11 protein-coding genes are annotated in these 13,813 nt (G+C 63.1%); 8 read left to right on the forward strand and 3 right to left on the reverse strand.

Translation table 11 applies throughout. From position 1 onward, the window contains the following. The 4 genes from QN358_RS11840 to QN358_RS11855 all read left to right on the forward strand — a co-directional run. Window positions 1-1,374 (forward strand): peroxidase family protein (locus QN358_RS11840; RefSeq protein WP_323512476.1); only part of this gene is annotated, 1,374 nt, incomplete at its 5' end. A gap of 918 nt (window positions 1,375-2,292) precedes the next feature. Then, window positions 2,293-4,008, forward strand: a complete 1,716-nt coding sequence (locus tag QN358_RS11845) for a beta-propeller fold lactonase family protein (protein WP_323512477.1) — start codon at window positions 2,293-2,295, stop codon at window positions 4,006-4,008. Between the two features lie 471 nt (window positions 4,009-4,479). After that, window positions 4,480-6,243, forward strand: coding sequence for a molybdopterin-dependent oxidoreductase (locus QN358_RS11850; RefSeq protein WP_323512478.1), 1,764 nt, complete (start codon window positions 4,480-4,482; stop codon window positions 6,241-6,243). Beyond that, window positions 6,240-7,301 (forward strand): tellurite resistance/C4-dicarboxylate transporter family protein, encoded by a 1,062-nt coding sequence (locus tag QN358_RS11855; protein WP_323512479.1) that lies wholly within the window; start codon window positions 6,240-6,242, stop codon window positions 7,299-7,301. The genes QN358_RS11850 and QN358_RS11855 overlap by 4 nt, the downstream gene beginning before the upstream one ends. Here the strand turns inward: QN358_RS11855 and QN358_RS11860 are convergent. Both QN358_RS11860 and QN358_RS11865 read right to left on the reverse strand, forming a co-directional pair. Continuing rightward, on the reverse strand, window positions 7,298-7,645 hold the full coding sequence (locus tag QN358_RS11860) for a cupin domain-containing protein (protein WP_323512480.1): 348 nt from the start codon (window positions 7,643-7,645) through the stop codon (window positions 7,298-7,300). The two genes, QN358_RS11855 and QN358_RS11860, sit on opposite strands and share 4 nt — an antisense overlap. After that, a complete protein-coding gene (locus QN358_RS11865; RefSeq protein ID WP_323512481.1) occupies window positions 7,645-8,091 on the reverse strand; it encodes a DUF488 domain-containing protein in 447 nt (148 codons plus the stop codon). The genes QN358_RS11860 and QN358_RS11865 overlap by 1 nt, the downstream gene beginning before the upstream one ends. Window positions 8,092-8,839: 748 nt before the next feature. On the opposite strand from QN358_RS11865, the gene QN358_RS11870 reads away from it, so the two are divergent. Together QN358_RS11870 and QN358_RS11875 are read left to right on the forward strand one after the other, a co-directional pair. Then, window positions 8,840-11,014 carry an MMPL family transporter gene (locus QN358_RS11870; protein ID WP_323512482.1) on the forward strand — a complete coding sequence of 725 codons (2,175 nt, stop codon included), beginning with the start codon at window positions 8,840-8,842 and terminating at the stop codon, window positions 11,012-11,014. Between the two features lie 113 nt (window positions 11,015-11,127). After that, window positions 11,128-11,748, forward strand: a complete 621-nt coding sequence (locus QN358_RS11875; protein ID WP_323512483.1) for a DUF998 domain-containing protein — start codon at window positions 11,128-11,130, stop codon at window positions 11,746-11,748. Window positions 11,749-11,783: 35 nt separating this feature from the next. On the opposite strand, the gene QN358_RS11880 is transcribed toward QN358_RS11875, so the two are convergent. Next, complete coding sequence (locus QN358_RS11880) at window positions 11,784-12,191, reverse strand: hypothetical protein (protein WP_323512484.1); 408 nt, start codon at window positions 12,189-12,191, stop codon at window positions 11,784-11,786. A gap of 113 nt (window positions 12,192-12,304) precedes the next feature. Between QN358_RS11880 and QN358_RS11885 the strand changes: the two genes are divergently transcribed. Together QN358_RS11885 and QN358_RS11890 are read left to right on the forward strand one after the other, a co-directional pair. After that, the gene (locus QN358_RS11885; protein WP_323512485.1) at window positions 12,305-12,964 is read left to right on the forward strand and encodes a TetR/AcrR family transcriptional regulator; all 660 of its coding nucleotides are present in this window, start codon (window positions 12,305-12,307) and stop codon (window positions 12,962-12,964) included. A 90-nt stretch (window positions 12,965-13,054) separates the two neighbouring features. Beyond that, window positions 13,055-13,750, forward strand: coding sequence for an alpha/beta hydrolase (locus tag QN358_RS11890; protein WP_323512486.1), 696 nt, complete (start codon window positions 13,055-13,057; stop codon window positions 13,748-13,750). Window positions 13,751-13,813 lie beyond the last annotated feature (63 nt).

A 13,813-nucleotide genomic window follows, 5' to 3' on the forward strand; every position in this document is an offset into this window, starting at 1 on the left:
GGGCTCGGCTGGCACAACCCGGTCGGCACCGGCAATGCCGAGTACACCTCAACCAACGGCATCGAGGGCAGCTGGACTCCGAACCCGACACAGTGGGACAACGCCTACCTTGAGAACCTGTTCGCGTACGACTACGAGCAGACGAAAAGCCCGGCCGGCGCGCTGCAGTGGGAACCGACTGACTCGGAGGCGCCGAAGACTCCGGACGCCCACGTGCCCGGTCAGATGAACCCGCTCATGATGATGACGTCGGACATCGCACTCAAGGTCGACCCGGAGTATCGGGCCATATGCGAGCGTTTCCTGGCCGACTTCGATCTGTTCACCCTCGCGTTCTCGAAGGCCTGGTACAAGCTCACGCACCGCGACATGGGGCCGAAGCACCGGTACCTCGGCCCGGAGGTCACCATCGCCGATGACCTGCTCTGGCAGGACCCGCTCCCGGAAGCAGCAGGATCCTCACTCGACGAGGCCGACGTGGCAGCGCTCAAGGAAGCCGTCCTCGCGAGCGGGCTGTCCGTGTCCGACCTCGTCTACACGGCGTTCTCCGCCGCCTCGACCTACCGCGACAGCGACAAGCGCGGGGGCGCGAACGGCGCCCGCCTTGCCCTGTCGCCGCAGAAAGACTGGGCGGTCAATCAACGCACCGTTCCAGTCATCGACGCGCTGCGGAACGTGCAGGCGGCTTTCACGGCGACGTCGGGCGGGCGGAAGGTGTCTCTCGCCGACCTGATCGTCCTCGCCGGCAGCGCCGCCGTGGAGCAGGCGGCACGGGCGGCAGGATCTGACGCCGGCGTGCCGTTTACGCCAGGCCGTGTCGACACGACGCAGGAGTTGACCGACATCGAGATGTTCGAGTGGCTGCGACCCATTGCGGACGGGTTCCGCAACTTCGTGTCCGAGCGCTTCGAAGAGTTTGCTCCGGGCGTCTCGCCCGAGGCGGCGTTCCTCGACAAGGCGAACCTGTTCACGCTCACCGCACCGGAGTGGACCGTCCTGACCGCTGGGCTGCGCGTGCTCGGCGCCAACTGGGACGGGTCCAACGTGGGTGTGCTCACGGATCGCGTCGGAATCCTGACGACGGACTTCCTCGTGCATCTGACCGACACCGACCTGGTGTGGACGAAGGACGACGAGACCGCGACGATCTTCACTGGCCGGGTTCAGGCGACCGGCGAGGCTCGCTGGCGGGCCTCCCGGAATGATCTGGTATTCGGCTCGAACGCGCAACTGCGGTCGATCGTCGACGCCTACGCGGGCAGCGACGGGCAAGAGCGGTTCGTGCGCGACTTCATCCGCGTCTGGTCGAAGGTCATGATGCTTGACCGCTACGACGTCAAGGGCCACAAGCGGTACGGTGCGATGGCCGCCTGACCCCGGAGGCCGCGTCCCGGCGAGATGATGGCTTGGAGGCACGGTGCGGTCCCGCGCAAGCCTCCACGCCCTCGCCTTGACCGAGCGATGCTATAAAGGTTGCGCGCCCCACATTGCACGCAATAGTCAGGCCCGACGCTGTCATTTTCAGTTCGCGATCGCACAATTGTCAGTTCACGTCTGCACACCGGCTATGTCAGTCGGGACGGCGATCACGTCGTCCCGATGGTCGGACCTCATCCGAGCAGAATCATTTTTCGTCACGCTGTGTCGTCGAAATCGACGAGGTAGACAAGCCATCTCGGCTGATCGAACAAAACTGGCCTGGCTCACCCGCATTGGACAGACGAGCCAACCCTCTCACGCGGTGGTATGGCCCAGCAACGCCAATCTCTGGCCGGAATCACAAAACACGGCTTCACTGATCGCAACGATCGCACAGCGCATCTTGCACGCGAGTCAACTCGTCACTTAGATACTTCCCAGACCCCGCACCGTGCGCATCGTCGAGTAGACGAGCCGTCGTGACCTGTTGAACTGCAGGCACTCGGGTCGCGGTCTGCTTGGGGAGTGCAAGAGCCCGTACTCCAATGATTGATGACGGCGAAGGCCCAATGTCGACCTATCGAGCCTGCACTCCATCCTGCACATCGGCGCTTTCTGGTACGGCAGGCCCGGTAGCGGGTTTGTTTTACTGCTGCGGATAAGCCATTCTGAGCAGTGCGGGGTAGGCGTTTCGGTGGCTGCTGCGGGGATCAGCGAACAGCACGCAACAGGTTTACCCAGAACAGGGCCGAATGCTGGTGGGTTCGGCAGGTCTGTCAACAGTCGCAACGGTGCATCGTCGCGACTGCGCGGGAGGAGCGACTGGGCGGGAGGAGCGACTGGGCTCTGGTTCATCTGAAAGCGCTGACCGACATGACCCGCAAACTCCTCACCGTCACCGCGGTCCTCGCATTAAGTGCGACGATTTCCCTGGCCGCCCCCGCCGCCTGGGCATCACCACCAACGTTGCCGACCATTGCCGTCGGCGCCCAACCGAGGACGGTAGCTTTCAGTCCGGATGGAACGACCGCATACGTCGCAAACAACATCAGCGACACCGTGTCTGTGATCAACGTCAAGGCCGGTACGGTCGTGACCACGATCGCCGTCGGCAGCGGCCCCAGCTCCGTGGCGTTCAGTCCAGACGGAACGATCGCGTACGTCGCGAACGAGAACGACGGCACCGTGTCTGTGATCAACGTACAGACAGGTACGGCCACGAACCTCATTGCCGTCGACGGCGAACCGTGTTCGGTGGCGTTCAGTCCCGACGGAACGACCGCCTACGTCGCAAACGGTGGTGACGACACAGTCTCTGTGATCGACGTCAAGACCAGCACCGCGAATCCGAACCCCATTGCCGTCGGCGGCTGGGCACAAGCGGTAGCATTCAGCCCAGACGGCACAACCGCCTACGTCGCAACCTCTGGTAACTCCCACAACGTGTCCGTGATCGACGTCAAGACGGGCACCGTAGCTCCCACCCCGATTGCCGTTGGCAACGACCCAGAAGCAGTGGCGTTCAGTCCAGACGGCACAACGGCGTACGTCGCAAACGAAAACGGCGACAGCGTGTCTGTGATCGACGTCAAGACCAGTACGGCCACGACTCCCATTGCTGTCAACTTGGAACCCAGATCGGTGGCGTTCAGCCCAGACGGCAGAACCGCCTACGTCGGAAACCAAGGCGACAGCACCGTCTCTGTGATCAATGTGAAGACAGGCACGACGTCACCGACCCCCATCGTTGTCGGCACTAATCCACTCTCTGTGGCGGTCAGTCCGAACGACAAAACCATCTACACCGCCAACTTTATCGCCCAAACCGTCTCTGTGATCACCCCGTTCGCACCCACTTTCACTGCCGCCGCTGCTCCGACTTCTGGAGTGATTGGCACGCCATACACGTACGCATTCGGGGCAACCGGTCTCCCGGCACCCAGCTACACGGTGACGTCCGGGAGCCTGCCCGCCGGCCTGGCACTGTCCGCGACGACCGGTGCGCTGACCGGAGTTCCAACCACTGCCGGAACATTCACCTACACCATCAACGCGTCTAACGGCACGGCACCAGACGCTGCTGCCACCCCGCAGAGCCTGAGTATCACCCCGGCCCCAGCCGCGCCGGGCATCCTCGGCACCCCGCCAGCCGGCACCACGGTCGGCGTGCCGATCTCGTTCTCGTTCGGTTCTACCGGCTACCCAGCCCCGACGTTCGCTGTGACCACGGGGGCACTGCCCGACGGACTGACCTTGACCTTGGCCGGCGTGCTCTCCGGCACCCCAACCAGCACTGCCGCGACAACGTTCACGATCACTGTCAGCAACGGTGTCGGCCATGCGATCGCCGGGACCCCGCAAACCCTCGCCATCGCAGCAGCAACCACAATTCCACCAACCCCAACCACAGCCACAGCCACAGCCCACGGTACCCGGCACGGCGTCGCCCAGGGCTGCGCTGGCAGCGACCGGAACGAACCTCGCCATACCCCTCAGCGGCGCGGTCCTGCTCCTCCTCGCCGGCATCACCCTCGCCTTCACACGACACCGCAACCCTCGACGACACTGACACGCCTCATAAAAGCATAGAAACCATACTGAAATATACGGGCCTAAGAGACGAGTTCCCAAGACAACCCGACCCAGCGCCAATCAGGAAAACTCGTCAACAAAAACAGGGGCCTGAGATGTCTTGAAAACCTTTCAGCTTTTCGAGGCGCACATACGGCATTGGCCGTCTCTGAACAGTGAGGGTTGCCCGAGCGTGTCTGAGCTACTGGACCGATTCGTCGCCGTCGACGTGACTCCGCCGCTGTACTAGGGTGAGGCTGCTCGTGCCTGGACCTTGTGCGAACGATTTCCCGTTTTACGCCTTCGCCACCGTCATCACTTTCGTGGCCACGTCTTTTGTCGTCGTTTCCGCGTCAGTTTGTCGAACGTATCCTTTGCTTTCCGGGATGTGTCCAGAACTATCGGGTCAGCTGATGATCTGTCTGGTTCGAATCCCCCCGGATGCCAGTGGGCGTCCGATGGTGTGTGACTGAGTGGACGGATTCCGACATGACCGAAACTTTGCCTCATTCAGCTGAGTCAGGGGACCTGTTCCCGAGCTTCCGCACGGAGCTTGATTCCCAGCACTATCGCGCTGTTGGGAAGGATTGGGCGGGCGGTGTCGCGCCGCAGTTCGGTGTTGCGCCTCGCATCCGGGTCGGCCGGACGAAGTGGTTCAACCTGCTTTGGCTGATCCCGATCGGGGTTGGCCTGTTCATCGTCTTGATCGCTGTCGCGAAGGGCCTCCGGGAGACGGCTGGCGTCGAGGCGTTCGTTCGCCAGTACCCGGGGCTGTCGGAACTACCCGCGGGCACCCCGGTCGGGTTCCCGGTCTGGCTCCAATGGCAGCACTTCCTCAACCTGTTCTTCATGCTGTTCATCATCCGATCGGGCATCACAATCCTCGCCGACCACCCGCGCCTGTATTGGACCCGGAACTCCACCCCAGGGAAGGACTGGTTCCGGATTCAGAAACCCGTCCCCACCGCGCCGCTCTACACGGCAAAGGAGGACTCCATCACGCTCCCGAACGGGGTCGGCCTCCCCGGTCGTCGGCACTCGATCGGGTTGGCGCGCTGGTGGCACCTCGGCATCGACACGTTGTGGTTGGCCAACGGCATAGTGTTCTACATCCTCATCTTCACCACCGGGCAATGGTTGCGCCTCGTGCCGCTGCACTGGGATGTCATTCCGAACGCGATCTCCGTTGCCATCCAGTACCTGTCCCTGGACTGGCCGTTGGAGTCCGGGTGGACGAACTACAACGGCCTCCAACTGATCGCGTATTTCGTCACCGTCTTCATTGCAGCCCCGCTCGCCCTGATCACCGGGCTGGGCATGTCGCCGGCCCTCTCGACACGGTTCCCGAGAATCGGTTCCGTGTTCAGCATCCAGTTCGCCCGGTCCGTGCACTTCCTGGTGCTGTGCTGGTTCATCCTGTTCATCGTCGTCCATGTCGCCCTCGTCCTGACTACGGGGGCGCTGCGGAACCTGAACCACATGTTCGCTGGCCGCGACGATGAATCGTGGTGGGGGTTCGTCGTCTTCTCGGCATCCCTTATCGTGCTCATCGTGGCGTGGGTCGCGGCGACCCCGTTCACCTACCGGCACCCCCGCGTCGTGCAACGCGTCGGCTACGCCCTGATCGGTCCGGCGCAGCGCTTGTTCGAACACATCGACGCCAAACCCGGGCACTACACCGAGAAGGACATTTCCCCGTATTTCTGGCACAACGGTAAATATCCCGAAGACGCCGCCTACCTCGCCTTGCAAGCAGACGGCTTCCGGGACTACACCCTCCGCGTCAACGGGCTCGTGAAGAACCCTGTTGAGCTGAACCTCACCGACCTGCGGGCGTTGGCGCATCACGAGCAGATCACCCAGCACTTCTGCATTCAGGGCTGGTCGGGGGTCGCGAAATGGGGCGGCGTGTCGATGCGAACCCTGATGGATGTTGTGCAGCCTGCCCCGGAAGCGAAATGGGTGATCTTCTACTCCCACGCACTCGGCCCCGACGGCGGCCTGTACTACGACGCGCAACCCATCGAGCAGATGTCCCACCACCTGACGATGCTTGCCTACGACATGAACGACGACACCCTCGACTTCGGCCACGGCGCACCCCTACGGCTCCGCAACGAGATCGAGCTGGGCTTCAAGATGGTGAAGTGGTTGAAAGGGGTTGAGTTCGTGGAACACTTCTCCGACGTCGGCGGAGGGCTTGGCGGGTACAACAACGACCACGAGTTCTTCGGATACAGCCAATCCATTTGACCCTGCTGGTGCGAAATCTCGCACGTCGCGTTCCGCCCGCGGCGTTCTCCTTCGTGATGGCCACCGGCATCATCTCCACCGCCCTGAACCTCACCGGCTGGACGGTGCTGTCCGCCGTGTTCCTCATCACCGCCCTGGGCGGGCTCGTCGTGCTGGCCGGATTGAGCCTCACGCGCCTCGCGTTGTATCGACGTGACGTCTTGGCGGATATGCAGAATCCGGGGCGGGCGTTCGGGTTCTTCACGATCGTCGCCGGCCTCGATGTCGTCGCCGTCCGATTGGCTGCCGGCGGGTACCCGTGGCCGGCCGCCGTGCTAGCTGGCATGAGCGTGCCCGTGTGGTTGATCCTGACTTACAGCATCCCGGCCGGGTTCTTTCTCCGACCAGGCAACAAACCCGAACCGGTGCGGATTGACGGTTCCTGGCTGCTCTGGGTCGTCGGCACTCAAGCTCTCGCCATCGTCACCAGCCTCGCCGCCGCAGCCTCTGCCAGCGACTTCCTGGCAGGGGTCGCGGTGGGCCTCTGGGGCATCGGAGTGATGCTGTATCTGATCCTCACGGTTCTGATCGTCCACCAGCTCGTCACGGTCCGAAGCGACCCGGCGTCGTTCTCGCCGACATACTGGATCGTGATGGGAGCCACCGCGATCTCCGTTCTCGGAGCCGCCCACATCCTGGACCTACCCCACACGCTCCCGATCGTCTCGGCCACAGCGGCGACGGTAACCGGCACCGGTTACTTCCTTTGGGCGGTCGGGACCTGGTGGATACCATTCCTGGTCATCTTCGGACTCTGGCGCCACCTCATCCGCCACGTCCCCCTCCGCTACACCACCGCGTTGTGGAGCATCGTGTTTCCGATCGGGATGTACTCGACCGCCAGCATCACCTTCGGCACCACCCTCGGGGCAGCCTTCATGGTCGACGTCGGCCGAATCGGAACGGCGGTGGCCGTTCTCACCTGGGTTGGCGTCCTGCTCCTTGCCGCATACACGGCCTTTCACCCGCTCCGACAGGACAAAGACCACGGCTCGCCTACCGGCGACACACGTTGCTAGACAGCGGCAGGTTTCGCGGGCGTGCTCACTGTCAAGACGATGACACTGTCCTCGACCGCGTCAAGGGCGTGCCGAGCATCCGGAACGATCAGAAGATCCCCAGGGGAACCGTTCCACTCGACCGACCCGGCGCGCAACAACACCCGCCCCACGAGGACTTGCACCGTCGCTTCCCCCGGATTCTCATGCTCCGATAAAGACTCCCCAGACCGCAAAGCGATCAGGGTTTGCCGCAGGTGATGTTCATGACCGCCGAACACCGTTTCTGCGCTCCGCCCGCTCGAGGCCCGCAAGGCTTGCTCCAAGTGATGCCGGCTCAACGCGATCAACGACACCTTCTGCATCAGCACACCTTCTGTTCATTAGTCGCCGCCGCCAGGTCCGGCGTATGAGAGCGGTCATTCGCAGCGGTCGCGGACCTCGACTCGCCATTCAGGATTGACACCAAGACGGCCGCCTCGCTGATCTCGGCAGCCTTCGACGCGGTGATCATGGTCAGGTTCCCGTGCCGGGCAACGGCAAACAGATGCACCAGTATTCTCGCCCGAACCGGATCCTCAAGCTCTGCCCGGTAACGGGCAGAAAACTCATCGAACAGGTCCGGGTCGTGCCCGTACCACTGCCGTAACACGGGAGAGGGGGCGACGTCCTTCTGCCACTCATCAAAATCCGCGCGCTCCTTACTCAACCCCCGAGGCCACAACCGATCCACCAGCACCCGGATCCCATCCCCGCGCACCCGCGAATCGTAGGCCCGACCGATGCGCACACGATGCGCACTGACACTCATCGGAACATCCCCACTCGACTCGCACTGCTCAGAGCCCGACAGGGAGCACTCTGCCACCTCCTGTCCAGCACCGCACCAACGGCTGGGCCCTCGACAATCACCTGCCCGGCACGGATCTCCCGAACAGAACACTTTCGCTGGACCTGAGACATAGCCCTAGTCTGGCCCTGCGCGCGCGTCCATGCGACGAGGCCCACGCCACATCTCACAAAAAATTCAGCCGCTGTGGCGGGGGAACGCTCTCAGTGCAGACACGCCGCGACATGGAGCGATCACAGAACACCACCAGAAAGCGCCAAATTTCACACATGACCGGTGTACGCAATCTATGTAATTCGAACGGCGTTCTTGATTCGTTCGAGCCGCCGTCCCCTCAGGTGAGTCCGGCGGGGTCTCGCCAGAATGTCTCACAAACCCGTGCACCGGCGGCCTGCGGCAAGTTCGGAAGCATTGGGATTGGGGGCAACTGAGTGCCTACCGAGTTCGACGGCATCCCACGTGAGCCATCTCACGAACCTTTAGGTTTTTGAGGCGGCAAGGAGAGCTCGGTTTGGTGGCGGGGTGTCATCATTGGCGATTTGTCCGAAGCGCTCCTCATCTCTCCTTTCCACCACCCAGGGGTGGAGTGCGCGCCGAGTAAGTCTCCACCCTCGGCCCTCCCAGGGGTGGTGTCGTGCACGAACGGAAATCAGCACGCTTGGTGAAGAGGGCGGTCCGTCGCCTTCCCGACCGGAAAGGCATCACGCACATGGCTTCTCTCTTGGCTCGCCTGGGTGGATTCAGCGCCAAACACCGATGGTGGGTGATCGCCGCCTGGTTGGTTCTGCTCGTCGTTGCCGTCGGCTCGGCCGGCGCATTCTCCAAGCCCCTCGGGTCGACCTTTACCATCAAGGGCCTCCAGTCGATCAGCACCCTCAGCAGTGTCCAGAACGAGTTCCCGAACGCAGCTGGCGGTGGGGGCGACGTCGTTTTCGCGGCTCCTGAGGGTGCAACATTTTCCGCCGACGACGAGAGAACCGTCGCCGCGCTGACCACACGACTTTCGTCCATTAACGGCGTCACGAGCGCTGTTGATCCCTTTACCGCCTCGAAGGGCACCGCGACTCTCTCTCCCGACGGGCGAATCGGCTACGTGCGCGTGAGCATCTCGACTTCTGACCCGACTGCGGCCCAGACGACGGCCATCACACACGCGATGACCGACGCGCGATCCGACCACCTTCAGGTCGAGGCCACGTCGGGGCTCGTCCCCAACAACTACGGCGCCTCGAGCCAGGTCGTCGGCATCGTGCTGGCATTCGTCGTCCTGCTGATCACCTTCGGGTCGTTCCTCGCGGCGGGCCTGCCACTGATCACCGCACTGTTCGGGCTCGGCGTGAGCGTCGCAGGAATCTACGCAAGTTCAGCTTTCATCGACCTCAACTCCACGGCACCCCTGCTGGCGATTCTGCTGGCCCTGGCGGTCGGCATCGACTACGCACTATTCATCATCAATCGACATCGCCGCAACCTGCTCGAAGGCATGACCGTTTCAGACTCGATCAGGCTCGCCACGGGAACCGCCGGCACGGCCGTATTCTTCGCCGCGTCGACCGTCATCGTGGCGCTGGCCGGGCTGTCGGTCGTCGGAATCGGGTTCCTTACCCAGATGGGTCTCTCCGCAGCTGTGGGCGTATTCGTCGCGCTCCTTGTGTCTCTCACCCTCACCCCCGCCCTGCTCAGCCTCAGTGGTGAAAAAGTTCTCAGCCGGCGAGCACGGCGCAGAATGGGGGATCAGGCACCCGTTTCGCGCCGCACCCCGTCTGTTCGCTGGGTCGGCGTCGTGACGCGGAAGCCCGTCCTCTTCACCGTGGCGGCTGTCGGCGTCCTCGCGGTGATCGCGCTCCCCGTGTCCGGTCTTCGTCTGGGGCTCCCCAACGACGGCACCGATGTCAGCGGCTCAACCACTCGCGAGGCCTACGACCTGATCACCGACGGGTTCGATGCGGGCTACAACGGGCCGATCCTGGTGCTGGTTCACGGTACGACCGCGGCCGATATCCCCTCGATCCAGAAGGCCCTCGACGTGCAGGGGGTGGCGCAGGTCGCCCCGTCGGGGTTGGCCGGGAACGATGCTCTCTTCACTGTCATCCCGAAGACGGGGCCGTCGGACGCGGCGACCGAGACCCTGGTTCACACGCTCCGAGGATCCGGGCCGTCGCTCGGCCTGCCCTCCGGCACGTCAGCCGAAGTGACGGGCACGACCGCGATCGCGATCGACATCTCTCAGCGTCTTCTGGATGCCCTCCCCGAGTACCTCGCGCTCGTAGCCGGGTTCGCGTTCCTGCTGCTCATGGTGGTGTTCCGATCCCTGCTCATTCCCCTCAAGGCGACGCTCTCCTTCCTCCTCAGCCTGGGGGCTGCCCTGGGTGCGACCGTCGCGGTCTTCCAGTGGGGGTGGCTCGGCTCGCTGTTCCACGTCGACCCCGCGGCTCCGCTTCTCAGCTTCCTGCCGATCCTCGTCGTCGGGGTTCTGTTCGGCCTCTCGATGGACTACGAGATGTTTCTCGTCTCGGGCATGCGCGAACAACGAAGCCACGGTGCCTCTTCGCGTGCCGCCGTGTCGGGAGGCTTCACCAGCGGCGCCAAGGTCGTCGCGGCGGCAGCACTCATCATGATCGGCGTCTTCGGAAACGGTGCGATCGCCGGCCGAGGCACCATCCAACCGATGGCCTTCGCCCTCGCGGTCGGAGTGCTCGTCGACGCCTTCGTCGTCCGGATGACCCTGGTCCCAGCGGTCATGCGCCTCTTCGGCGACGCGGCCTGGTGGTTGCCCCGTTGGCTGGATCGCATCCTGCCCGACGCCGACATCGAAGGCGCGTCCCTGGCGCCCTCGGAACCCGCACCCTCCCACCTCACAGCGGTCCCCGAGCTCACCACGTGAGTCGACGCGCGCGGGGCCGTTTGTTCAGCCCGCCCTCCTGCTTAGACGCGGATCCGCGCGGCTCGACCCACGGCCCACCATCCCCGACGACCACGAAACCCGAAGGTGTTCCCATGTCCCTGATTCAGCACGTATCAGCCGGCGTCACAGTCGCTGCCGTGATTTCCGCCGCCGCCGCACTGACGACTCTCGAACTCGCACCCACGGGACTATCATCCCTCCGAGCCGCAACCAGTCAGTACGCTCTGACCGCGTACACCTGGGGCTTCCAATGGTTCGAGGTGTCCCTTGCCATAGCAGCCACGGCACTAGCGATCAGCGTCGCTTCACGCTTCCCACGCCACCGAAACGGGCTGGTCGTCTCCTTGGTCTTGGTGGCATTGGGGCGTTCGGTCGTCGGATGGATCAACATGGACGCACCAGGATCTCCGGCCACCGCCCGGGGAGATGTTCACTGGACGCTCGGAATCATCTCCTTCATCGCAACAGTTTTCGCCATGTTCTTCGCTCAGCGAACGTTTCGGGATAGCCGCCACGACAGTCTTCTCAGTCGGTGGTCGGCACTCATGGGTGCAACGACCGCTGCGGCAATCGTTCTGCTCTTCGCAGCCTCTCAGCTCAATGGCCTCTCAATCCTCTTCGGCCTCTTCGAACGGGCGTACTACATCTCGACCATGATCTGGATCGCCACGATCGCCGTCAACCAATACATCGCCCCGGCCGGACGGAGGTGATTCAGACGTGTGACTTCCTGCCCGAGGCGCGGGTGCTACCCGTGGATCGCGACGACCAACCCGAGCATTCGTTCTCCGATGAACGACACTGCGGCGAGAACGAGGAGGCTACCTCCTGCAACCGCGTGACCTGGATACTCAGCCTTGATCCTACGGCTGCGATTGACGTGTCGCAGGATCAGATTCCCCGCAAGAAGCGCAGCCGCCACATTCGTCACGATGGAGATGACACCGGTGAGGATGAAGGCGATCAATCCGGGCGGGGGCACTATCATCACAGGCAGAAAAAGGTCGCCGACGGAGATCACCCATCCCACGCCGATCAGGATCAGTGCCGTTTTGGCGAGCTGAGCGTCCCGACGCTTCGACAGAAAACGTCCGCTGACATGCACCACCTCGATTCCCGCGCCGGAGACCACCACCCATCTGAGGAGTTGAATCATGCGTCCACCTTTCGTCCTTTTCGGCCGACGCGATCTGGTCGCGCCTCTGACGATCTACGCACCGACACTAACCCAAAAATACCAGTACGGTTGTTTTGGTCTACGATGATGCCATGGGTGAAGCTAAGACGAGGCGTGGCCCCTACAGGAAGGGTCTGGCCCAGAGGAAACAGGTTCTCGATGTCGCCATGGACCTGTTCGCTCGCGAAGGCGAAGCCGGTACGACCCTGAGTGCGATCGCCGCCGCCGCGGGCATGACGCGGGAGGGACTTCGGCATTACTTCTCGTCCCGAGACGACGTCCTCCTGGCCATCGTCGAGTCCGTAGATGAGGACGCGAGGGCTAGGCAACCCGATCAGACGCTCGGGTTGTTCGAGCAAATCATCGATTCCGCTCGACGGAACGCCGCCGTGCCTGGGCTTTCGGCACTCTTTGCCACGCTCGCAGCGCGCGCAGTCATCGAGCGAGACTCGGCCATAGCCCACAGCATGAATGGACGGCTCGACCAATTGAGACGCGACGTGACGGACGGCGTTCGAACAGCACAAGACGCAGGAGCAATCCGCACCGACATCGCCCCCGAAGTTGCCGCTTCCCTCATCCTCGCCGTCTCGGACGGCCTGACCATCCAAGCGGCGCTTCCCAACGCAGTAGATGTTCTGGGCGGTATGCGCGTCCTGGAAACCCTTCTGAAGACCAGACCCATAGCGATGTCGAAACCCGGATCGCCGCTCAGCGAACCCCCGTCAACGACGAGACAAACTCAGCTCTAGTTCGAACTTGGAAAAAACCCAGCCCGTCCCGTCGGAGTTCGGTCTCTGCAAAAAACGATAATTGTCACCGCTGGAAGGAAGTATTACCTCATGAAAACTGTCGCTATCCCCCCGCTGTTGTGTTCACCGCTCGCCTACGCTCCGGTCCTGACCGCGTTATGGGCACGCGGGCAGGTGACCTTTGCCGACACCAGACGAGACGACACTATTGCCAATATGGCCGCCAGAATCCTTCGGGAAAACGAGGGAGAATTTGCCGTCCTCGGAACAAGCATGGGCGGTTACGTCGCGCTCGAGGTGATCAGGCAAGCGCCCGAACGCGTCAGTGCCCTCGCGCTCGTGAGCACGTCCTCCCGGGCTGACACAGACGATCAATCTCAAGCGCGGGCGAGGCAGACGGCCCTCGTCGACGCGGGCCACTTCGCCGACCTCATCGACGCGGCCTTTAGAGGCGTTGTAGCGCCTGAGAATCACAACGACGAGGGGTTGCTTCGCACCTGGCGAGCTATGACGACGCCGGTGGGGGCCGAAGCATTCCTTCGCCAACAACAAGCTGTCACGCAACGATCCGACTTGCACTCACTGCTGGCCACGATCACGTGCCCCACCACAATTATCCATGGAGCCCAAGACCAACTCATCCCAATCAGCACTGCCGAAGAGACTGCGGCAGCGCTCCCGAAGGCGCGTTTCACAATCATCGAAGGCGCAGGGCACTTGCTCTTCCACGAACAACCCGATGCCGCCTCGGCCGCCCTCGACGCATGGCTGGACTCGGCCGCCTAAACGGCCCGGTACTCCTGAAGCTGTCCCAGACCGACAAGTAGGGTTGGTCGGGTGTCGTTCCCC

The sequence above is a fragment of the Subtercola sp. RTI3 genome (assembly GCF_035018625.1).
GTDB classification, from domain to species: domain Bacteria; phylum Actinomycetota; class Actinomycetes; order Actinomycetales; family Microbacteriaceae; genus Subtercola; species Subtercola vilae.